Origin of the sequence: Lichenicoccus roseus (genome assembly GCF_005844085.1) — a bacterium.
GTDB classification, from domain to species: Bacteria; Pseudomonadota; Alphaproteobacteria; order Acetobacterales; family Acetobacteraceae; genus Lichenicoccus; species Lichenicoccus roseus.
Genome location: NZ_VCDI01000005.1, coordinates 321,285 through 343,096, shown reverse-complemented (window position 1 = coordinate 343,096; position 21,812 = coordinate 321,285). Strand labels below are relative to the sequence as shown.

Sequence of the window (21,812 nt, the reverse complement as noted above, 5' to 3'; positions counted from 1 at the left end):
CAGAGGACGGCGTCGAACGTCTTGCGTATGACCAGCGTAATGGTATTAGAGCACGGAACGGCCGCGGCAGCGGCATGACCACTAAACTTCGGAAGCATCACGTTGGCTCCGTCCAAGGCGGGAAGACGCTCACTTAAGAGCGTTGACGACCTTCAGGACGATATGGAGCCGGTCATGACAAACGGGACGCTGCCAACCAACCGGTTGGACATCAGACCAGCGGGGTTCTGATCAATGCGTGCCATGAGAGGTAACTGATCATACTCCTTGCGTATTGTCAACAGGTTTGGCACGACCGCTGCCGGGTTCTGCGTTCCCATACTCGACGGCGCTCGGGGCGACTGGGATAGCTGTTGTTCCGTCTCAACCTTTACGGTTTCTGCTCTTCGAACAAGGGCTTAAGAGCGCATCGACCTGTTCGTTTAGCCGCAGTGTCGAACGGGAGCGGCAGCTGGGCTGGCATGCATGGTTGTCTCCGTATCCGGGAACCCCAGCCGAGTCCCGGGCGCCAGACGGCGGGATGATCCTGCTCGGCGCGAACCGCGTCGAGGATCGGCCATACGAAGTCCCGGACCCCTGCGATAGCCTGCTGCAGGCAGGCGAAGGACCGCTGTCCTGGTCCGGTGCTGGTTATAGCCTCCCACCTGCGCAGAGAGCCTGACGAGCATCTCCTGCGATCAAGGGAGGCTTCCCAGTAGCCGTCGTGCCGCCGGACCATTCTCTCGGCGTCGCGACTGGATGCCACTATCTGGAACGCTTCGCAGAGCGCGGTGCCTTGGAACTGAAAATTACGGCTCATCTCGAGAAGATCAAACAGATCCTGCAGCCTCGTGTGGTCGGGTCCATATGTCACCAGCAGGGCGCACTTCTCGGCGAACAGCCATTCCTTAGACATGCAGTTGACCAGGAACCGTCTGCCAGACACGGGCACGACGCCAAGGCGTTCAACGTATAACGGCGCTCCCACATGGTGGGCGATGTCGACGACGAGGGGGACGACGACATCCTGGATGGGTGTACGGAGCCGGATACGACTGCGTCTAGTCCAGGCCGAACCGACCTCGGACACGTCTAATCCGTCCCATATCAGGGCGTCATTGCCGACTTGGGGAAACACCTCTCGCAGAATGGCCACCGGATCGGCGTGGCGACCGTGGTGCACCAGGTCGAGGCCTCGTGTCGACCGTGGCAGGTCTCCTAGCCAGACTGCGAACGACCATGCGCCACGAACACTGAAGTCGTCCCTGTGCTCACTATCCTGAAGCTGTCGCAAAGTCCGTTCGACGGCGGTATGCATTCGCAGCCGCATGATCGTGGCTGGACTGCCGCTCGATTCCGCCCTTCTAAGCGCCCCTTTCATCATCGGCGGCAACGATCACGTCTTGGGTCGTCCTCCATGTCAGGCCCCCTGAAGAGTGCTCAGTCGACATGAAATAGGACAAACTCACTCGAGTCGAGTCGCTTTTTTATAGATTCCGTCTATTTTGGAACGATGTGCGGGGGAGATACGGAAGGAGCTTGAACCTTCGCGTTTTGCCAACGGTTTACCAGGATCAGAGCCGTCGCATTGCCGCCCACGTCAGCACGGCGCCGATGGCAGTGGCCAAGGGAGGTGATGTCACACGGTCGGACAACGTGAGCCTGGCTACCGCCCTGATCAGGACGTCCGGTTCCACCGGCTCGAAGATCTGAGCCGCTTCAGTGTCGGCTCGCCGCAGCTGTTTTTGCGTTGGAGTTCCTACTGCAGTTCCGCAATCGTGCCGTACGGACCATCCGCTTCCAGCTGCCCGACGTTCGGCTTCGAAAGCCTCCTCGGCAACGCAGAAATCAGGTTGTGTGTCTATTGAATCCCCGCTGGAACTGCCACGGAGTGGGTCGGCCGTCAGTATTCTTGCGACCCTTAGCTGCCCGGCACCCATCAGGCAGTGGAGGCGGTCTGCACGAAGACAGCAAGTTCGCGCGAGTGGCCGTGACAACCCAATCGCACACCATTGGTCATAGAACCTCAGCTCACAAACCTGGCCATTCCGTATGGACAGCGAGGATAAGTTTTCGTGGGGCGGTCACCTGTTTCCCACATGTCCAGAATGGCGTGTGCCGGAAGGGCCGTTCACCACAAATGGCTTGGGAAGCTGGAGGTCGCATCCAGGGAAAGGGCGGGCGACGGCTGGAAGTCTTTGACGATTTCGCCTCGCAGCGGCAGTGACCTATGACAGAACCAGGGCTAACGTTCTCACGGCGTCCAGTACCGCTTTTGGGGCATTCACTGCCTCAGCGACGCGCGCCACATCGGCCAAATTTCCGCCTGCCGCAACGAACGCTCGGGCGGCAAGGATTCCTGCAGTTGGCTCACCCCACCGGGCGCCATACCGCATTAAATCGATGATCGTCCGATTTGGACCTGTATGTCGGATCCGGACACCGCATATGTCTTTTTCGACGACATCAACGTCGGAGGCTCCCTCGAAGCTCCAGCGAAGGATGCGCGGTCCGGATGTCCCCGGTCTCCCGCCGTGCGCGCCCACGGGTAGAGCAAGCCAAGCACGTGCCGGTGCACATTCGATCAGCCCACAGAGGTGGGCGGCGGACATGAGGCATACGACAGCCCTGGGCATCCGCTGGCAAGTTGCCGCGAGGTCTACCATCACGGGGTCATCTACTGCTTCGGGGCGAAAATACGAGCCAATCGCCGCCCGTTGGATCAGCCCACCCTCCAAAGCATTCGCGATCGCCTGTGACCGTATCCCGGCGGCACGGAGATCCACGGCCCGTCTGACCGAACCATCTGCAAGGAGGCGAAGGAGCTCCTCGCCCTGAGTCACGGGTGCTTCTTCACGGTTGTGTTCCACAATGGATGCGGACGTAGGTCCTACGTACCGCAGCAGCCCAAGGACAGGAGCCGCCGGTAGAACTCAGAAACGCGGAATCCCAGATGCTGCCCACGCCAACGACCTCTGGAAGGAGCATTTCGACCCCCAGGCCGAGGCGTGCGTCCGACGCCTCCGCAAGCTTGATCCCTCAAGGACTCTTTTTCCATCACCAGGATGATGAAGGAGCGGGCATCCGTTTTCTGTCCCGACATGCCTCGCAGTGGGAGATGAACTGGAGAAGTTGGGGCCGTCAAGAAGAAGTTGCACGAAAACAAAGCCTTGTCAGCGGAAATCGACGGCTTTTATGCGTCGTGACTGACAAGGTTATGTGTCGTTCTGACAGACTTACGTGTCGCGTGACACTCCCGTAAAGGAAGTGCCGCCGCACGATCAGGTATTCATGGCGTCGAAGAAGTCCTGGTTCGTCTTGCTGTATTTCAGCTTGTCGAGCAGGAAGTCCATGGCATCCATCGTGCCCATCGGCGACAGGATGCGGCGCAGCACCCACATCTTGGACAACGATGCCTTGTCGACCAGCAGCTCCTCCTTGCGGGTGCCGCTCTTGGTGATGTCGATGGCCGGGAAGGTGCGCTTGTCGGACAGTTTGCGGTCGAGGATGAGCTCCGAATTGCCGGTGCCCTTGAATTCCTCGAAGATCACCTCGTCCATCCGGCTGCCGGTATCGATCAGCGCGGTGGCGATGATGGTCAGCGAGCCGCCCTCCTCGATATTACGCGCTGCGCCAAAGAAGCGCTTCGGCCGCTGCAGGGCATTGGCGTCGACGCCGCCGGTCAGCACCTTGCCGGATGACGGCACCACTGTGTTGTAGGCACGTGCCAGGCGGGTGATGGAGTCCAGCAGGATCACCACATCGCGCTTGTGCTCGACCAGCCGCTTGGCCTTTTCCAGCACCATCTCGGTGACCTGCACGTGCCGGGTCGCCGGCTCGTCGAAGGTCGAGGACACCACCTCGCCCTTGACCGAGCGCGCCATGTCGGTGACTTCCTCGGGCCGCTCGTCGATCAGCAGCACGATCAGGAAGGCTTCCGGATGATTGTGCGAGATGGCGGTGGCGATGCTCTGCAGCATGACCGTCTTGCCGGTGCGCGGCGGCGCCACGATCAGCGCACGCTGGCCCATGCCGATCGGCGAGACGAGGTCGATGACGCGCGAGGTGAAGTCCTTGGTCTGGCCCTTCACCGGGATCGGCGCGTTGTCGAACTCCATCTTGAGGCGACGGTCGGGGTAGAGCGGCGTCAGGTTGTCGAAGTTGATACGGTGGCGGACTGCCTCCGGCGCCTCGAAATTGATGGTGTTGACCTTGAGCAGCGCGAAGTAGCGCTCGCCGTCGCGCGGCGCCCGGATCTGGCCCTCGACAGTGTCGCCGGTGCGCAGTCCGAAGCGGCGGACCTGACTGGGGCTGACATAGATGTCGTCAGGACCAGGCAGGTAGTTGGCTTCCGGGGAGCGAAGGAAGCCGAACCCGTCGGAAAGGATCTCCAGGGTTCCCTCGCCGTGGATCGCCTGGTCGTTCTCGGCCAGGTTCTTGAGGATGGCGAACATCATGTCCTGCTTGCGCAGGGATGACGCGTTCTCGATCTGCAGCGACTCGGCGTACGAGAGCAGGTCGGACGGTGTCTTGGCCTTGAGTTCGGCGAGATGCATTCGTGATGCCTCGAATGGCAGGTCGAGAGGAGGGCTGGAACGATTGTCGCTCAAGGAGGGGGATCGGGCCCGGACTAAGCTGACCTGAACCGAGTGCCTGACCTGAACTGAGCGACTGTCGGGCGGCAACGGGAGAGGCTCCCGCGCTCATGATGTCCGACGCGTTCCCAAGGGAGGGAGTTCCGGGACGGGTGACCGCAACCAGAACGCGCAGACATTAGGGTGGTCCCCGGCGAGCCGTCAACTCTCTTCCGCTTCAACTGGCTACAGGGTGCCGAGGCCCTGGACCGATCCTGCCCGGGTAAGCCAGTAGCGTCCGGCTGAATCGGCATCGTCCCACCAGAAGATCTGCCTTGCGACCCAGCCGCGCTTCGGGCGCCGGGTCGCAACCGCTCCCGACAGCGTTGTTCCCGAACAGATGCCCCGCAGATCGAGCGCCGGCCCGGCACTGGGCGCGTCGAATGCGATCTGGAGCCGGCAGGGTGCGCCGCCGGGTCCGGACCTTGCGCGCAATGCCCCACGGACGGAGCCCGCACTCCTGGCGCCGGCCGTGCTCACAAGCAGCGCCTCTCCCTCCAGGTGGCCATCTGTGCCCGGCTGCTGCAGCCCGATCACCAGATGGCCGGTCGTGGGCCCCTCGAGGTCCCCGGCATACCGGAACGGCGCCTCGCGGATTTCGCCGCGGACCTGATCAGCAGCGAATGCGTCGGGCGCCTGCGCGAGAGGTGCGCTTGCGCAAGACGTCGCCGCCGCGGGCATCGCCAGGCAGATCCCGGCAACGGCCATCCGGCGGAAAACCCGGTTCAAGTGCGTATCGGACCTCATTGGGTTCCCAGCCATCCTCGTCTCCAGAACCAGATCATCGGCACGACCACGGTGATCGCCATGAGCGTCAACGCGTAGTAATAGCCATAGGTCCAGTTCAGCTCCGGCATGTTCTTGAAATTCATGCCGTAGAGGCTGGCGATGAAGGTCGGCGGGATGCCCACTATGCTGACCACGGTGAGCAGCCGGATGCCGTTGTTCTGCTCGATGTTGATGAAGCCGAGTGTGGCGTCGAGCAGGAAATGGATCTTGCCGCTGACGTCCCCGATATAGTCGTTGAGACTGTCGATATCCCGCCTGCAACTGGTCAGCCGGGCACACATCGCCGCATGCAGGGCGTCGCCACCATGCTCGACCACATAGAGCGCGATCCGACCGAGACCGAGCAGGCTCTCCCGGATGTCGGAGACCAGACCCTCGGCGCGGCCGACGTGCCGGAGCTGGCTGCGCAGCTTGCTGTCGGCGTCACCCCTCTTGCGTTCGCTGCGGAAGATGCGACGGGACAACCGGTCGAGCTCCGCCCCCATCCGCTCAAGCAGGTCGGCAAGCCGGTCGATCATCGCCTCGAACAGCATCACCATGACGTGGTCGGCGGCGCAGTCGGTGTCATATCGCTCGACATGCTCGGCGACGGTCTTGAACACGCTGAAATCGGTGTAGCGTACGGTGATGAGCCTGTCCCGGCTGAGCACCAGCCCGATCGGCGTCACGAAGGTGTTGTCGTCCACCCGGCGGACCAGCGGCATCGACAGGTAGAAGACGTCGTTCTCCGTCGACATGCGGCTGGAGTTCTCGATCTCCTCGAGCTCGGGACGACGGGGGATGCGCAGACCAGTCAGGCGGGACGCAAGGTCGAGCTCTGCCTCGGTTGGCTCGACCAGGTCGAGCCAGCCGCTCAGCTCGGTCTCGCGCTCGTCCGTGACCGCAAGCGGCGGCCGTCCGGCTGCATGGGCTAGAAACATCGGTGCTCCATGACTCTGGCTGGTCAGGAACGCCGCGAGCGCCGTCCTGGTCGGGGACGAAATCTGGCCGGAACGTCTCCAGGTCGCAAGCTCGCTGGTTCGTGCCGTCCCGGGAGCGGTCCGCTGCGTCGTCCTGGCGTGACCTGACTGCAGCGCTGCGCTAGGTAGTCGCCCAGACCGGAGGTCAAGTTGAACACTGATACGCAGATCGGAGAGCGGCCGACCATGACCCGGGACGTGACCGCCGCGCTGGCCGAACGTGCCAACAGCCTGAGGCACGGTCCGGACGAACGCGGCCGGTTCGGCATCTTCGGCGGCCGGTTCGTCGCCGAGACGCTGATGCCGCTGATCCTCGAGCTGGAGGCGGCCTACGAGGCGGCAAAGGCAGATCCCGAATTCCGCCGCGACCTCGACTTCCACCTCAAGGACTATGTCGGCCGTCCCAGCCCGCTCTGGCTGGCCCGCCGGCTGACCGCCGAGCTGGGTGGCGCGCGCATCTATCTCAAGCGCGAGGAGCTGAACCATACCGGCTCGCACAAGCTCAACAACGTCATGGGCCAGATCCTGCTGGCCCGGCGCATGGGCCGCACCCGCATCATCGCCGAGACCGGCGCCGGCCAGCACGGCGTGGCGACGGCGACCGTCTGCGCGCTGTTCGGCCTGAAATGCGTGATCTACATGGGCGCCACCGACGTCGAGCGGCAGCAGCCCAACGTGTTCCGCATGCGCCTGCTGGGTGCCGAGGTGCACGCCGTGCAGAGCGGCGCCGGCACCCTCAAGGATGCGATGAACGACGCGCTGCGCGACTGGGTCGCCAACGTGCACGATACCTACTACCTGATCGGCACCGTCGCCGGGCCGCACCCATATCCGGCCATGGTGCGCGACTTCCAGTGCGTGATCGGCGACGAATCCCGGGCGCAGCTGCAGGAGGCCGAGGGCAGGCTGCCGGATGCGGTGGTGGCCTCGGTCGGCGGCGGCTCCAACGCCATGGGCATCTTCCATGCCTTCCTCGACGATCCGGCGGTCCGGCTGATCGGCGTCGAGGCGGCAGGCCGCGGCCTCGACAGTGGGGAACAGGCCGCCAGCATCTCGCGTGGGAGGCCTGGGGTGCTGCACGGCAACCGCACCTACCTGCTGCAGGACGACGAGGGCCAGATCACCGAGGCGCACAGCATCAGCGCCGGCCTCGACTATCCGGGCATCGGTCCCGAGCACTCCTGGCTGCACGAGATCGGTCGTGCCGAGTACGTCGGCATCACCGACCAGGAGGCGCTGGATGCCTTCCAGCTCTGCACCCGCACCGAGGGCATCATCCCGGCGCTGGAATGTGCGCACGCGCTTGCGCATGTTGCCAAGATCGCGCCGAAGATGGGCCAGGACGACATCATCCTGATGAATTTGTCCGGCCGCGGCGACAAGGACATCTTCACGGTGGCCAAGCATCTGGGCGTGACGCTTTGAGCGGAGCTGCCAAGCCCGGGCGCCGGATCGCGGCGAGGTTCGCCGAGCTGGCCAACCCGGCCGACGGATCCGGCGTCGGCCGCGGCGCGCTGATCCCGTTCCTCGAAGCCTGCGACCCCGATTACGAGACCTCTCTCGCCATCCTGCGCGGCATGCCGGCGGCGGGCGCCGACCTGATCGAGATCGGCGTGCCGTTTACGGACCCGATGGCCGACGGCCCGACCATCCAGGCCGCTGCAAAGCGCGGCCTGCGCGCGGGCTCCACCCTGAGCCGTGTGCTGGAGATGGTGCGCCGCTTCCGCGAGGGCGATAGCACCACGCCGGTCGTCCTGATGGGCTACCTGAACCCGATCGAGAGCTACGGTGCCGAGCGCTTCTGCACCGATGCCGGAGCCGCCGGCGTGGATGGGTTGATCGTGGTCGACCTGCCCTCCGAGGAGGCTGACCTGCTCGAGGCGCCGGCCGAGGCGGCGGGGCTGGACATCATCCGGCTGGTGGCGCCGACCACCACGGCAGAACGGCTCGGGCTGGTGCTACGGGGCGCATCCGGCTTCGTCTACTACGTCAGCATCGCAGGCATCACCGGCACACGCTCCGCCAGCGAGGCCGACCTGGCGGCGGCGCTGCCGAAGGTCCGCGCCGCCACCGACATGCCGGTCGCCATCGGCTTCGGCATCCGCACGCCGGCGCAGGCGGCGGGCGCGGTGCGCGTTGCCGACGCCGCCGTGGTGGCCTCCGTCCTGATCGAGACCCTGGCATCCTCGCTGGATGCCGACGGCCGTGCCGGTCCGGATACCGTGCGGCTGGTGCTGGATCAGGTCGCGGCCCTGGCCGACGGCGTCCGCTCCGCCCGTCGCGCGCTTATTTCCACGGAGATCTGAACCCGATGAGCTGGCTGACCGAGTATGTCCGCCCGAAGATCCGCAACCTGCTCGGCAAGCGCGAGGTGCCGGACAATCTCTGGACGCAGTGCAGCGCCTGCAACCAGATGATCTTCGTCAAGGAGCTCGAGCGGACCCTCAAGGTGTGCCCGTACTGCGGCCACCACATGCGGGCGCTGGTGAACGAGCGGCTGAACTGGACCTTCGACGAGGGCAGCTATACCCGCATCGATCTGCCGAAGGCGCCGGTCGATCCGCTCGGCTTCCGCGACCAGAAGCGCTACACCGACCGCCTCAAGGAAAATCGCAGCAAGACGCACCTGGACGAGGCGCTGGTGGTGGCGCACGGCACCATCACCGGCCACCGCGCGGTGGTGGGCGTGATGGCGTTCGAGTTCCTGGCCGGCACCATGGGTGCCGCCCTCGGCGAGGGCGTGGTCGCGGCGGCAAAGCTCGCAGTCCTGCAGCAGGCCCCGCTGATCCTGTTCACCGCCTCCGGTGGCGCGCGCATGCAGGAAGGCATGATCTCGCTGATGCAGATGCCGCGCACCACGATTGCCGTGCAGATGGTGCGTGAGGCGGGACTGCCGTACATCGTGGTGATGACGGATCCCACCACCGGGGGCGTCACCGCCAGCTTCGCCATGCTGGGCGACATCCAGATCGCCGAGCCGAACGCCCTGATCGGCTTTGCCGGCCAGCGGGTGATCGAGCAGACCGTGCGCGAGACGCTGCCCGAAGGCTTCCAGCGCGCGGAATACCTGCTGCAGCATGGGATGCTCGACATGGTGGTGCCGCGCCCCGAGATGCGCGAGACGCTTGGCCGACTGATCGCTCTGCTCTGCCACCTCGACCACCCGGCGCAGGAGACGCCAGACCCGGTGCCGCTGATCCAGGCCGCCTGACATGCCGGCCCCCGGTCTTGCTGCAGCAATGGGGGCGAGCCCGGAATTCGTCGGCCGCTCCGGCGTAGTGCTGGAGCGACTGCACCTTCTCTACCCGGCACTGATCGACCTGTCGCTTGGTCGGCTGCAGGCGCTGCTGGAGCGGCTCGGTCATCCAGAGCGCCGGTTGCCACCGGTCATCCACGTCGCCGGCACCAACGGCAAGGGCAGTACCTGCGCGACGCTGCGGGCGATCGCGGAAGCCGCAGGCTGGCGAACCCACGTCACCATCTCGCCGCATCTGGTCGACATTACCGAGCGCTACCGGATCGCTGGCTCTCTGGTGTCCGACACCGGGCTCACCGCGGTGCTGGAGGAGATCGAGCGGGTCAACGATGGTGGCGCCATCACCGTGTTCGAGGTGCTGACCGCCGCCGGCTTCCTGCTGTTCTCGCGACATCCCGCCGATCTTGCCATCGTCGAGGTCGGGCTGGGCGGGCGCTATGACGCCACTAACGTGCTGCCGACAGCGGCGGCCTCCGTCATCACCGCGATCTCGATGGATCACGAGGCCTTCCTCGGCGACACCATCGAGGCGATCGCGGCCGAGAAGGCGGGCATCATCAGGCCGGGAGTGCCGGTGGTGACCGGGCGGCAACCGGACGCCGTGCTTGCCGTGCTTGAACAAGAAGCAGCCCACCAGGGGACGCGGCTGCTGCGGCGTGACCGCGACTGGAGCGTGGCGGCGGTGCCGGGAGGCCTGCGCTACGAGGACGCGCACGGGGCATTGGCGCTGCCGCCGAGCGCGCTGCCGGGGCCGCACCAGGTCGAGAATGCCGGCCTCGCGGTCGCAGCCCTGCGCGCCAGCGGGCTCGAGGTACCATCGCACGCTTGGGGCGGCATCGCGGCGACAAGCTGGCCGGCCCGGCTGCAACGCCTGAACGGGAGGCTCGCGTCGAGCCTGCCTGCCGGCTGGGAGCTGTGGCTGGATGGCGGCCATAATCCCGGCGCCGGACACGCCCTTGCGCTGGCGCTCGAGGCCTGGCGCGATCGGCCGCTGCATCTGGTGGTCGGCATGAAGCAGAGCAAGGACGTCGCCGGCTTCCTGCGCCCGCTGCTTGGCCTCGGCCACACGATCCATGCGGTGGCGGAGCCGCACCAGCACCTGGCGCTTCCGGTGGATGCGATCATCGAGGCCAGCGGCGGTCGTGCGGTGCCGGGTCCGACGGTGGCCGCTGCCCTCGAAGCGATCGCCTCGGCCGCGCCCGAGCCAGGCCGCATCCTGATCTGCGGCAGCCTCTACCTCGCCGGTGAGGTCCTGAAGGCGGATGGATGGAGGCCGGAGTAGCTCCAACCATCAAAACCATGTTGCCGCCGAACCTTTGACGCTGCCCGGTGCTGAACCGGCATCTTCACAGGGACGGCATCATCATGAGCATCAAATCGGCTCTGGGCCTCGAGAGCGAGCGCAAGGTCCGCTACGCCATCGTCGGGCTCGGCGATATCTCGCAGGAGGCGTTGCTCCCCGGCGTCAGCCACACCGGCAATTCGGAAGTGACCGCCTTCGTCACCGGGGATGCCGAGAAGGCGCGCAAGCTCGGCGAGATGTATGGCGTTACCGAGACCTATCGCTACGACGAGTTCGACCAGCTGCTGCATTCCGGCCTGGTCGATGCGATCTACCTGGCCACCCCGAACTGGCGCCATGCCGAGTTCATCATCCCGGCGCTGAAGGCCGGCATCCATGTCCTCGCCGAGAAGCCGCTCGAGGTCACCACCGCGCTCTGCCGCGAGATCATGGACGTGCAGGCTGCCTCGAAGGCGAAGCTGATGGTGGCCTACCGGCTGCATTTCGAGCCGGCCACGCTTGCCACCATCGACCTGATCCGCTCTGGCGACCTCGGCGACGTCACCCTGTTCACCTCCAGCTTCGCGCAGATGGTTTCCGCCGAGAACCACCGCGCCCGTAACGGCAACCTGGCCGGGCCGGTGATGGACATGGGTCCCTATCCGGTGAATGCAGCACGCTACGTGTTCGGCGACGAGCCCGAGGAAGTGGTGAGCGCGGTTGGCAGCCGTCATCCTGAGGCAGGCTTCGGCGATTTCGACGACACCGTCGCGGTGACCCTGCGGTTCCCCGGCAACAGGCTGGCGCAGTTCGTGGTGTCGTACTTCGCCAACACCATCGACAGCTTCTTCGCCCTCGGCACCAAGGGCAGCGTGCACGTCAATCCGGCCTACATGTTCGGCAAGCCGCTCGAGCAGATCGTCACCGTAGGGCAAAGCCAGAAGCATCACAGCTTCAAGAACACCGACCATTTTGGCGGCGAGCTGAAATACTTTTCCGACTGCATCCTCGAGGACCGTTCACCGGAGCCGGATGCTGAGGAAGGCTACGCCGACGTGCGGGTGCTGGAAGCGATCCTGCGTGCCCTGGAGACCGGCGCACCGCAAAAGCTGGAGCCGTTCACCCGTACGCGACGGATCGACACCGCACAGGTGCAGACGCTGTCTGCCAGGAAGCCGCCCGAGCTGGTGAATGCCAGCAATCCGTCGAGGGACATGGAGAAAGCTCCAAAGAACTGACGAATGCAGCCGCCTGCGGCATGAGCCCAGGCGGTTGTTGCCTTTGCAGCCGCATCACGGTTTGCTCCGGCTGAACAGGCGGACATGCGTCGGTCCGGTCCATGCGAGGAGCGCTCATGCGCAAGGTCATTTTCGACACCGATCCCGGCGTGGACGACGCCATGGCCCTGGCGTTCCTCACCCGGCGGCCGGAGCTGGAGCTGATCGGCGTCACCACCGTGCTCGGCAATGCCGACATCGAGACGGTGACGCGCAATGCGCTTTTCCTGAAGGACCGCCTCGGTTTCGAGGCTCCGGTGGCGCAGGGATCGGGGGTGACGCTGCTCGGCAAGCACGGCAGCCACGCCAAGCACGTGCACGGCCAGAATGCGCTCGGGGACGTGCCCATTCCCGACCTGATCCACAGCCGGCCGGACGGGCGGCGTGGCCATCGCATGATGATCGACCTGATCCGGGCCAATCCCGGCGAGGTAACCATCATTGCCGTCGGGCGCATGACCAACCTCGCCCGGGCGCTCGACAAGGACGCGGAGATCGCCCGGCTGGTGCAGGGCGTGGTGGTGATGGGTGGCGCGTTCGGCACCAGCGGCCATACCGGCAACGTCTCGCCGGTCGCCGAAGCCAACATCGCCGGCGATCCGGAGGCGGCGGACGCGGTGTTCACGGCGCACTGGCCGGTGACCATCGTGGGTCTCGACGTGACGCAGGAAGTGGTGCTGGACGTGGCGCTGCTGGAACGGCTGCGCGACCATGGCGGCGAGCAGGGTCGTTTCCTCTACGAAGTCTCGCGCAGCTACCTCGGCTTCCACCAGAAGACCCGCAAGCTGGATGGCGTGTTCGCGCACGACAGCCTGGCAGTGGCCTATGCGGTCGATCCCTCGCTGTTCACCACGCGCCAGGGCCCGGTGCGGGTGATCTGCGGCGGCCTCGCTTCCGGGCAGACCATCCAGAAGATGGAGCGCGCGCCATACCCCTCGACCGCCTGGGATCCGCATCCGGCACAGTCAGTCTGTATCAGGGTGGATGTACCGCGCGTGCTCGAACTCTTCACCGGCAGTTTTCTGCAATAGGCTGCTACGTCTCGCCGCCGGTCAGCAGCCAGCACGCGCAACCGGCGCTGCTGGTCGCATCCGGATCGGCTTCCAGCATGCCGTCCACCGCGATCCGTCGCATCCGCAACACGGCGATATCGGCACCGCTCTCGTCGTCCTCGGCCATCACCGATAACCAGTATGGCACGCCGGGTCGCTCGGTCAGGATAAGCGGATCCGCCGGATTGACCGCGAGCCCCTCGTGGAGTGCCGCCTGAGCGTCCGTTCCTGCAGCGACGTGATAGAGGTACGCGTCCGGGCGATCCGCCGGCCCTACGGTCCGGTAGTCCACCCGCTGCAGCGTGGCGGGATCCAGCCGGTGCGGTCGCTCCGGAACCACCTCCACCGGCTCCGGTGCGATCGGTGAAGCTGCCTCGGTCACTGTGAAAAGATCCTGCTGGAGCGGACCCGGCTGGACCGGTTGACGCTTCGATGCACGCGCCGCGCGCTTCGCCCCCGGCGCCGGGCCAGGAGCCTCGAACGGCAGCTCGAGCGTCCGGCCGTTCGGCGTGCTGCGGCGTGCTGCCATCGCGGCTCCCATGTGCTGGCCCGTTTCGGCGAGGACGGCACGTGCCGCCTGCAGGCCAAGGTTCCGCCAGTAACGCAGCAGGGCGTCCTGCCCACTACGCGCATTGTTGACCCGGCGCAGGATCCGGCCGCGGTCATCCTCGATACGGTAGACCATGCAGCCGGTCAGGGGATCGACATAGAAGGAGGGCCTGGCACGCAAGCGTGCGCCACCCTTTGGGATCTCCAGAGCCGTCTCCGTCGCCACCGGCCCCGCGTCTATCGCCGGCTGCTCCAGCGGGTCAATCCGTCGCCTGGGTGGTGCAGGCCGAGCAGAGTCCCTCGATCTCGATTGTGCTCGCCAGTGGCCGGAAGCCAACCTGCCCGGCTGCCTCGCCGATCGCCGCCCCGATCGCGGGGTCCTCGAGTTCCAGCACCGCGCCACATTGCCGGCAGATCAGGAACTGCGCTGCATGGTGGACCGCCTCCGGCCCGTCGTGGGGACCATGGGCGTGCCCGTGCTGGATGCAGCCGACATAGGCCGACAGGCGCTCGACCTTGTGGATCAGGCCCTGCGCGAGCAGGAAATCCAGCGCGCGATAGATGGTGGGCGGGGCGGCGCCCTTGTGTTGCTCGCGCAACCGGTCGAGCAGGTCATAGGCGGTCGCCGGCCGGTCGGTATCCAGTACCAGGCCAAGCACCGTCCGGCGCAGGCTGGTGAGCCTGATGTCGCGGCGGCCGCAGATGCGCTCCGCCATCGCGAGCTGCTGCTCGACAGCCGGGGAATAGCCGGTAGCGTCCATCCACATCTTCCCGCGGGAAACGTTATATTATAACCTGGACAAACCAGGCCGGAGAACAAGATGCGTCGTCTCGCTGCTTTCGTCACCTTCCTGATGTCGGCCGGCTTGCCGATGACGCTCCCGCCCGGTCCCGCCGACGCCGCAGTGCCGCCGGGGCAAAGGCTGCGTATCGTCGCCGCGGAGAATGTCTATGGCGACGTGGCCGCCCAGCTCGCCGGACACACGGCGCAGGTGACCAGCGTGCTGTCCAACCCGAACCAGGACCCGCATCTGTTCGAGGCGAGCCCCTCGGTTGCACGCGCCCTGTCGCACGCCACCATCACGATCTCCAACGGCAACGGCTATGACGGCTGGATGGCCGGCCTGCTGGCCGCCTCGCCAGCGCCGGACCGGCACGATATCGTCGTTGCCGACCTGCTCGGCGCCCGCGCCGGCAGCAACCCGCATCTCTGGTACGACCCGCAGACCATGCGCACCTTCGCGAACGGCTTCACCAGGGTAATGGATGCCACCGATGCCCCGCAGGCGGCGGCCCATGCGGCGGCGCGAGACCGCTTCCTGGGCTCGCTGGCCCCGGTGCAGGCGCGTATCGACGCCATCCGCGCCCGCTTCGGCGGCACCAGTGTCACCGCGACCGAGCCGGTATTCGGACTGATGTCGAACGCGCTTGGGCTGGTCATGCGCAACGAGCGCTTCCAGGTCGCGGTGATGAACGATGCAGAGCCACGCCCCTCCGACGTCGTCGCCTTCGAGGACGACCTGCGCGGCCACAAGGTCGCGGTGCTGTTCTACAACAGCCAGGCCAGTGACACCGCGGCCAGGCGCCTGCTCGGCCTTGCCCGGCAGGCCGGCATTCCGGTGGTCGGCGTCACCGAGACCGAGCCTGCCGGGATGGACTACCAGCACTGGATGCTGAGCGAGCTCGACCTCACCGGGCGGGCGCTCGCGCAGGCGCAATCCCGCCCCGCCCGGCCGTGAGCGAGCCACCCGTCATCCGGATGCGGCAGGCCTCCATGGTGGTGGGAGGCCGCACCGTGCTGGACCGCATCGACCTCGATATCCAGGCGGGCGAGTTCGTCGGCGTGCTGGGACCGAACGGAGCCGGCAAGACCACGCTGATGCGCGCGGTGCTCGGCCTGCTGGCGCCGCAGGCGGGCCGCATCGAGGTGCTCGGCGCGGCGGTGCATCGCGGCAATCCGGCTGTCGGCTACATGCCGCAGACGCGCAGCCAGGCGCCCTTCCCGCTGTCCGGCCGCAGCTTCGTGGCCGCCGCCCTAGGCGGCCAGCGCTGGGGATTGCCCTGGACGACCGCCACCGATCGGCAGGAGGTCGAGCGTGTCCTGGAGCTGGTGGATGCGAAGACCCTGGCCGACCGCCCGCTCGACCGCCTTTCCGGAGGTGAACGTCAGCGCCTGCTGCTGGCTCAGGCCCTGCTGGGACGTCCGCGCCTGCTGCTGCTCGACGAGCCGCTGATCAGCCTGGATCCGCCGCGTGCCGATGCGGTGGTGGCGCTGGTGCGGCGTGTGCAGCAGGCGCTCGGCATCACGGTGTTGTTCAGCGCGCACGAGCTCAATCCGCTGCTGCCGGCGCTCGACCGGGTGCTCTACCTCGGCGGCGGCGGCGCGCGGCTCGGTCCCGTCGACGAGGTGATCACCGGCCCGGTGCTGTCGGCCCTCTATGGCGCTCCGATCGAGGTGCTGCACGTGCGTGGCCGCATCTTCGTGATGTCGGCGGCGCACGATGTCGAACGCGGCATGCACTGCGGACCCGGCCATGTCTGCGACCACAGCCCGGCAGTGGCCTCCGCCTGATGTTCGCCTACCAGTTCATGGACAACGCCTTCATCGCCGCCACCATCGTGGCGCTGGTATCCGGCCTGGTCGGCTATTTCCTGGTGATGCGCGGACAGGCCTTTGCCGGCCACGCGCTGTCGCATGTCGGTTTCACGGGTGCGACCGGCGCCGTGCTGCTGGGCCTGCCGCCGCTCTGGGGCCTGGTCACCATGACGGTCGCTGCCGGCGTCGGCATCGGCCTGCTAGGCGAGCGGGTGACCAACCGTGACGTCGCCATCGGCCTGGTGCTGTCGTTGGCGCTCGGCCTCGGGCTGCTGTTCCTGCACTACTTCACCGCGTTCGCCACCCAGGCGACGGCGCTGCTGTTCGGCAACGTGCTGGCGGTCGACGAGCCGACGCTATGGAGCCTGGCCGGGTTGGCAGCGGTCAGTCTCGCAGGCCTTGCGATCATCGCCCGGCCTCTGCTGTTCGCCAGCCTGCAGCCGGATCTGGCCGAAGCGCGCGGCGTCAGCCTGCGGCTGGTGTCGGTTGCGTTTCTGGCCATCGTCGCGCTTGCGACGGCGGAGTGCGCGCAGATCGTCGGCGTGCTGCTTGTTTTTGCGCTGATGGTCGGGCCGGCCGCCTCGGCGCAGCACCTCACCGTCCGGCTTGGTTACGGGCTGCTGCTGTCGGCACTGCTGGCGCTGTTCGAAGCCTGGGCCGGGATCGCGGTCGCCTGGTATACCGATTGGCCGGTCAGCTTCCTGATCAGCGCCCTCAGCATGACCGTCTACCTGGCTTGCGCCGGTATCGGCAGGCGGCGCTAGGCCGCTCCGGTCAAGCGAGGATATCAGTCGTCCCGCAGGCGGGTGCCGCGATCGGGCTCGGACACGCCGGCGCGGGCGAACAACTCGAGTTCGATCTGCATGCCGTCCACGTCGAAGCCGTCGACGAAGCGCAGCGTTGCGGCCGGCCTTGCCTCGCCGAAGGCGTCGCGGAGGAAGGGAAAGCAGGCCGGGAAGGCATCGGCGTCCCGCACCAGATAGACCACCCGGACCACGTCCTGCATCGAGAGCCCGGCGGTGGCGAGTGAGTCGGCACCGTTGCGAAGCGCCTGGCGGCACTGATCCGACAGCCGCCGGGAGAAGCCGTTGCGGCTGCGATCGAAGCCGGTCACCCGGCGGACCCGGACCTCGCGCGGACGATTGAGTGGGGCGCGATGCTCGATGGCGGCCGGGGCGAAAGTGCCGGAGATCATGACGTCGTCGCCCCTTCCGCCGCTGTAACCCGCATCATCCAACCCTCGGCTCGATGAACGTATTGTTGCATCACAATTTTGGGAGCGCAATCATTAACTGGCTGGTAGGACCAGATCGCGATCCTGTCCTGCGCTCTCGGCGCATGCGGCGTCCGGACGCCGGGTCTGCTAGCCTCGCCCGGTGAGAACAGAACTGCACGCCAGTTGCGCGTCCCTCGGCGGGGCCGCCGTCCTGCTGCTCGGCCCTTCGGGCAGCGGCAAGTCCGACCTGCTCCTGCGCCTGCTCGATCGTGGCTTCACGCTGGTTGCGGATGATCGCGTGGTAATCGAGGCTGGCATGGCGGCGCCGGCGCCCGGCCTGGAGGGGCTGGTCGAGATGCGTGGCCTCGGCATCCTGCGGCAGCCCTGGCAGGCGCCGGCCCAACTTGTCCTGGCCATCGTGCTATCGCCCGAAGCGCCACGGCGCCTGCCGGACCGCAACCCGCACGTAACCCCCGGCGTGACGCTGCCGGCAGACCTCCCGGTGCTCGAACTCGATCCGCGCGTGGCCTCGGCGCCGCTGTTCGTCGCTCGTGCACTCGCCTGCCTGCGCGACCCTTCGGGCATGCATACCGGCGCCTTCGCATGACCGAGCGGCGCAGCGTCGTCCTGGTCAGCGGGCTGTCGGGCGCCGGCAAGTCGTCGATCCTGCGTATCCTGGAGGATCTCGGCCACGAGGCGGTCGACAACCCGCCGCTGGCGACCATCGAGGGCATCATCCGGCGCGGTACCGGTCCGCTCGCCATCGGCGTCGACGTCCGCACCACCGGGTTCGACACCGCCGACCTGCTCGCCACCCTGGCGCTGCTGCGCACGGAGCCAAGCCTGCGTCCCGAACTGGTGTTCGCGGTCGCCGAGGAGGCGGTCCTGCTGCGCCGCTACAGCGCCACCCGCCGGCGACATCCGATGGCGCGCGGCGGCGCGGTCTCGGACGGCATCTCGGCCGAGATCGCGCTGACAGCACCGCTGCGCAGCGAGGCGGACTGGGTGCTGGACACCTCGGAGCTGCCGCCGCCGGAACTGCGCCGGCTGGTCGAGGCCCGCTATGCCGGCGGCGAGGCGGAAGGCAAGCAGGGCCTGACCCTGTCCCTTATCTCCTTTGCATTTCCCGCAGGTCTGCCCCGCGAGGCGGACATGGTCTTCGATGCAAGATTCCTGCGTAACCCGTTCTACGACACCACATTGTCATCATTGACCGGCCTGGACGATGCGGTTGCCGCCTATGTATGGACTGATCCGGACTATCAGCTGTTCCTGGACAAGATCCATGACCTGTTGCGAATGGTGTTGCCGCGTTTCGTTACCGAGGGGAAAAAATACGCCACGGTAGCGATTGGCTGTTCCGGCGGTCGCCATCGGTCGGTGGTTCTGGTGGAAGCGCTGGCGCGATTGCTGCAAGGCGATCGCGACGATGTCGGCACCGTTCCGGGCGAGCCCGGCACGGTGGGAAACGAGAGTAGTCAACTGGTACGAGATGCAGCGCTTCGTCATGTCAGGTCGCCGATCATCGTGAGGCATCGTGAATTGGCCCGGTTGGGCAAGACGCCATGATCGGCATGGTCCTGATCACCCACGGCGAGCTGGGCGAGATGATGCGCGCGGCCATGGAACACGTGGTCGGGCCACAGAAGCAGGTCGGCACCCTCAGCATCGGCGCCGACGACCAGATCACCGGCTGCCGCAAGGCATTGCAGGCACAGATCGATCAGGTGGATACCGGTGACGGCGTCATGCTGCTGACCGACATGTTCGGCAGCACCCCGTCCAACCTGGCCATCGCGGCGATGGAGCGTGGTGGCGTCGAGGTGATCGCCGGCGTCAACCTGCCGATGCTGGTGAAGCTCGCCAAGGTGCGGTCCAGCCGCACCCTGGAGGAGTGCACCGACATCGCCGAGACCGCCGGCCGTAAGTATATCGCCGCCGCGTCGCACCTGCCGTCGAGTTGCCTGGGCGGGGCGGCCTGCTGCGGCAATCCCCTGCTGACCTCGGAGCAGCCGCCGGTCCTGGCTCCCGTCGCAGGCTGAGCGGTAGCGTGGCCGAAGAGGGCGAGCCGGCAGCCGGCGGGTCCGAAGGCCAGGCGGTGCACCGCGTCGTCACCATCGTCAACCAGCGCGGCCTGCATGCTCGAGCCGCGGCCAAGTTCGTGACGACGGCGGAGCGTTTCAGCGCCGTCATCGAGGTAACCCGGGAGGGCGAGACCGTCGCCGCCCGATCGATCATGGGCCTGATGATGCTCGGCGCCGGACGCGGCAGCCAGATCGAACTGATCGCCGACGGCTGGGACGCGCGCGAAGCTCTCGACGCGCTCTCCGCACTGGTCGAGTGCGGCTTCAATGAGCAGGACTGAGGCCAAGGCGACGGCATCCCGTAGCGGAAAGGCTGCCCGCACGCCCAAGCAGAAGGCCCTGTCCGAGCGCAGCTTCACCGGCACCGCCATCTATCCGGGTATAGCGATCGGTCCGGTTGCGATGGCAACCGAAACGCCCGCCCCGGTCATCACGCGCCGGATCGAGGCCGATGCCGAGCCGGCGGAGCAGCTGCGCCTGAACGAGGCGGTCGCCCGTTCGCTCAAGCAGCTCGACAAGCTGCGCGCCCGGCTGTCGCAACTGCCGGAGGAAACCCAGCTCGAGATCTCCCCGCTGCTGGACGCCTACCGCCAGATGCTCGGGCCATCGCGGCTGCTGCGTGGCGCCCGTCGTCGCATCCAGCAGGAGCTGGCCAGCGCCGAGGCCTCCGTTCTGGACGAGGCCGAGGCGCTGGCCACCCGGCTGCAGGCGCCCGCCGGCGCCGCGGCCGATACCGAGGACGCCGCCGCCGCCAACCGGCGCGCCGACGAGGTGCGCGAGATCGCCCGCCGGCTGGTGCGCAACCTTACCAATGCGCCCTATCGCTCGTTTGCCAACCTGCCGCCCGGCACCGTGCTGGTCGCCGAGCAGCTGCGGCCGGCCGACGCCGCGCTGATCGATCCATCACGTATCGTCGGCGTCGCTACCGACGAGGGCGGCGATGCCGACCACACCGCCATCATGCTACGCGCGCTTGGCATACCGTCGGTGCTGGGAGCGGCGGGGGTCGCTGCCGCGGCACGGGCCGGCGCACTTGCGGTGGTCGACGGCACCACCGGCACCATCGTGCTCGATGCCCGCCCGGCGACCCTCGCGGAGGCCCGGCGCGGCGTCGCCTCGTATGCACGCACGCGCCAGAAGCTGGCCCGGCTGCGCCGGCTGCCGGCGGAGCTGTCCAGCGGCGAGCGGGTCGAGCTGCAGGCCAACATGGAAATCCCCGCCGAGCTTCCCCTGATCGCGCAGTCCGGGGCGGCCGGGATCGGGCTGCTGCGCACCGAGTTCCTGTTCATCAACGCCGAGACCCTGCCCGACGAATTCGTGCAGGAGCGGGTCTATCGCGAGGTGATCGAGGCGATGGGCGAGGACTGCACCACCATCCGGGTGCTGGACTGGGGCGGCGAGAAGCAGAGCGAGGCGCTCGGCAATGCCGGCTTCTTTTCCGGCGAGGTCGACCTCAACCCGGCGCTCGGCCTGCGCGGGCTGCGGCTGTTGCTGATGCATCCGACGGTGCTGGAGACTCAGTTCGCCGCCATCCTGCGCGCCTCCGTTGCCGGACCGACGCGCATCCTGCTGCCGATGGTGACATCGCTGGGCGAGCTGCGTACTGCGCGGGACCTCTACGAGCGGCTGTTCAAGCGACTGCGGCGCAAAGGTGTCCGACTGCCGGAGCGGCCGCCGCCGCTGGGCGTGATGATCGAGACGCCGGCGGCGGCGATCAGCGCCGAAGCGCTGGCGCTGGAGGCGGATTTTCTCGCCATCGGCACCAACGATCTCACGATGTACACCCTGGCGGTCGATCGCAGCGCTGCCGCGGTGGCCCGGCTGTATGACCCGCTTCATCCCGCGGTGATCCGATTGATCGCCGAGACCACGGCGGCTGCCTTGCGCCTGCGCCGGCCGGTCTCGCTGTGCGGCGAGATCGCCGGCAATCCGCGCGTGGTGCCGCTGCTGATGGGCCTCGGGCTGCGTTCCTTCAGCATGAACGCGTCAGCGGTGCCGCGGGTGAAGCAGGCGGTGCGGGCGGTCAGCCTCGACGAATGCCGGCGCTTTGCCCGCCGTGTCAGCGACGAGGTCGATCCGGAGCGGATCGCACGCCTCGTCGACGAGTTTTCGGCATGAAAGACACAATACCGTCGTAGT

Annotated in this window: 21 protein-coding genes; 14 read left to right on the top strand and 7 right to left on the bottom strand. The window is 66.9% G+C overall.

Annotated elements, in window-relative coordinates; genetic code table 11:
* Positions 1-370: 370 nt before the first annotated feature.
* The 4 genes from FE263_RS22930 to FE263_RS15655 all read right to left on the bottom strand — a co-directional run bounded on the left by FE263_RS22930 (position 371) and on the right by FE263_RS15655 (position 6,322).
* Positions 371-1,297: a nucleotidyl transferase AbiEii/AbiGii toxin family protein gene (locus tag FE263_RS22930; protein ID WP_171034133.1), complete on the bottom strand. Its 927-nt coding sequence runs from the start codon at positions 1,295-1,297 to the stop codon at positions 371-373.
* Positions 1,298-3,260: 1,963 nt separating this feature from the next.
* Positions 3,261-4,535, bottom strand: a complete 1,275-nt coding sequence (rho, locus tag FE263_RS15665; protein ID WP_138327013.1) for a transcription termination factor Rho — start codon at positions 4,533-4,535, stop codon at positions 3,261-3,263.
* 264 nt (positions 4,536-4,799) lie between these two features.
* Positions 4,800-5,342: a hypothetical protein gene (locus FE263_RS15660; RefSeq protein WP_138326954.1), complete on the bottom strand. Its 543-nt coding sequence runs from the start codon at positions 5,340-5,342 to the stop codon at positions 4,800-4,802.
* A gap of 14 nt (positions 5,343-5,356) precedes the next feature.
* The gene (locus FE263_RS15655) at positions 5,357-6,322 is read right to left on the bottom strand and encodes a magnesium transporter CorA family protein (protein ID WP_138326953.1); all 966 of its coding nucleotides are present in this window, start codon (positions 6,320-6,322) and stop codon (positions 5,357-5,359) included.
* A 225-nt stretch (positions 6,323-6,547) separates the two neighbouring features.
* On the opposite strand from FE263_RS15655, the gene trpB reads away from it, so the two are divergent.
* The 6 genes from trpB (at position 6,548) to FE263_RS15625 (ending at position 13,207) form a co-directional block, all read left to right on the top strand.
* Positions 6,548-7,786, top strand: coding sequence for a tryptophan synthase subunit beta (gene trpB, locus FE263_RS15650; RefSeq protein WP_138327012.1), 1,239 nt, complete (start codon positions 6,548-6,550; stop codon positions 7,784-7,786).
* A complete protein-coding gene (gene trpA / locus FE263_RS15645; protein WP_408886199.1) occupies positions 7,783-8,667 on the top strand; it encodes a tryptophan synthase subunit alpha in 885 nt (294 codons plus the stop codon). Before trpB ends, trpA begins: the two co-directional genes overlap by 4 nt.
* Before the next feature lie 5 nt (positions 8,668-8,672).
* On the top strand, positions 8,673-9,572 hold the full coding sequence (gene accD, locus FE263_RS15640; RefSeq protein ID WP_138326952.1) for an acetyl-CoA carboxylase, carboxyltransferase subunit beta: 900 nt from the start codon (positions 8,673-8,675) through the stop codon (positions 9,570-9,572).
* Between the two features lies 1 nt (position 9,573).
* Positions 9,574-10,899, top strand: coding sequence for a bifunctional folylpolyglutamate synthase/dihydrofolate synthase (locus tag FE263_RS15635; protein WP_138326951.1), 1,326 nt, complete (start codon positions 9,574-9,576; stop codon positions 10,897-10,899).
* 83 nt (positions 10,900-10,982) lie between these two features.
* Complete coding sequence (locus tag FE263_RS15630; RefSeq protein WP_138326950.1) at positions 10,983-12,137, top strand: Gfo/Idh/MocA family protein; 1,155 nt, start codon at positions 10,983-10,985, stop codon at positions 12,135-12,137.
* Positions 12,138-12,253: 116 nt separating this feature from the next.
* Positions 12,254-13,207: a nucleoside hydrolase gene (locus FE263_RS15625; protein WP_138326949.1), complete on the top strand. Its 954-nt coding sequence runs from the start codon at positions 12,254-12,256 to the stop codon at positions 13,205-13,207.
* Positions 13,208-13,211: 4 nt separating this feature from the next.
* On the opposite strand, the gene FE263_RS22155 is transcribed toward FE263_RS15625, so the two are convergent.
* Together FE263_RS22155 and FE263_RS15615 are read right to left on the bottom strand one after the other, a co-directional pair.
* Positions 13,212-13,958, bottom strand: a complete 747-nt coding sequence (locus FE263_RS22155; protein ID WP_171034132.1) for a hypothetical protein — start codon at positions 13,956-13,958, stop codon at positions 13,212-13,214.
* 79 nt (positions 13,959-14,037) lie between these two features.
* Positions 14,038-14,538 carry a Fur family transcriptional regulator gene (locus FE263_RS15615; RefSeq protein ID WP_171034131.1) on the bottom strand — a complete coding sequence of 167 codons (501 nt, stop codon included), beginning with the start codon at positions 14,536-14,538 and terminating at the stop codon, positions 14,038-14,040.
* Positions 14,539-14,598: 60 nt separating this feature from the next.
* On the opposite strand from FE263_RS15615, the gene FE263_RS15610 reads away from it, so the two are divergent.
* From FE263_RS15610 to FE263_RS15600, 3 genes are read left to right on the top strand one after another with little or no spacing between them, the layout of a single operon-like run.
* Positions 14,599-15,516 (top strand): metal ABC transporter solute-binding protein, Zn/Mn family, encoded by a 918-nt coding sequence (locus FE263_RS15610; RefSeq protein ID WP_138326947.1) that lies wholly within the window; start codon positions 14,599-14,601, stop codon positions 15,514-15,516.
* The gene (locus FE263_RS15605; RefSeq protein ID WP_240759717.1) at positions 15,513-16,349 is read left to right on the top strand and encodes a metal ABC transporter ATP-binding protein; all 837 of its coding nucleotides are present in this window, start codon (positions 15,513-15,515) and stop codon (positions 16,347-16,349) included. The genes FE263_RS15610 and FE263_RS15605 overlap by 4 nt, the downstream gene beginning before the upstream one ends.
* The gene (locus FE263_RS15600) at positions 16,349-17,137 is read left to right on the top strand and encodes a metal ABC transporter permease (RefSeq protein ID WP_138326946.1); all 789 of its coding nucleotides are present in this window, start codon (positions 16,349-16,351) and stop codon (positions 17,135-17,137) included. Before FE263_RS15605 ends, FE263_RS15600 begins: the two co-directional genes overlap by 1 nt.
* Positions 17,138-17,160: 23 nt before the next feature.
* On the opposite strand, the gene FE263_RS15595 is transcribed toward FE263_RS15600, so the two are convergent.
* Positions 17,161-17,568, bottom strand: coding sequence for a Rid family hydrolase (locus tag FE263_RS15595; protein WP_138326945.1), 408 nt, complete (start codon positions 17,566-17,568; stop codon positions 17,161-17,163).
* A gap of 181 nt (positions 17,569-17,749) precedes the next feature.
* Between FE263_RS15595 and FE263_RS15590 the strand changes: the two genes are divergently transcribed.
* From FE263_RS15590 to ptsP, 5 genes are read left to right on the top strand one after another with little or no spacing between them, the layout of a single operon-like run.
* On the top strand, positions 17,750-18,196 hold the full coding sequence (locus tag FE263_RS15590) for an HPr kinase/phosphorylase (protein WP_138326944.1): 447 nt from the start codon (positions 17,750-17,752) through the stop codon (positions 18,194-18,196).
* Entirely contained in the window at positions 18,193-19,158 is a 966-nt protein-coding gene (gene rapZ / locus FE263_RS15585) for an RNase adapter RapZ (protein ID WP_138326943.1), read from the top strand. Before FE263_RS15590 ends, rapZ begins: the two co-directional genes overlap by 4 nt.
* The gene (locus tag FE263_RS15580; RefSeq protein WP_138326942.1) at positions 19,155-19,631 is read left to right on the top strand and encodes a PTS sugar transporter subunit IIA; all 477 of its coding nucleotides are present in this window, start codon (positions 19,155-19,157) and stop codon (positions 19,629-19,631) included. Before rapZ ends, FE263_RS15580 begins: the two co-directional genes overlap by 4 nt.
* Before the next feature lie 8 nt (positions 19,632-19,639).
* Entirely contained in the window at positions 19,640-19,954 is a 315-nt protein-coding gene (locus FE263_RS15575; RefSeq protein WP_138326941.1) for an HPr family phosphocarrier protein, read from the top strand.
* A complete protein-coding gene (gene ptsP / locus FE263_RS15570; protein WP_138326940.1) occupies positions 19,941-21,791 on the top strand; it encodes a phosphoenolpyruvate--protein phosphotransferase in 1,851 nt (616 codons plus the stop codon). The genes FE263_RS15575 and ptsP overlap by 14 nt, the downstream gene beginning before the upstream one ends.
* Positions 21,792-21,812: the final 21 nt, after the last annotated feature.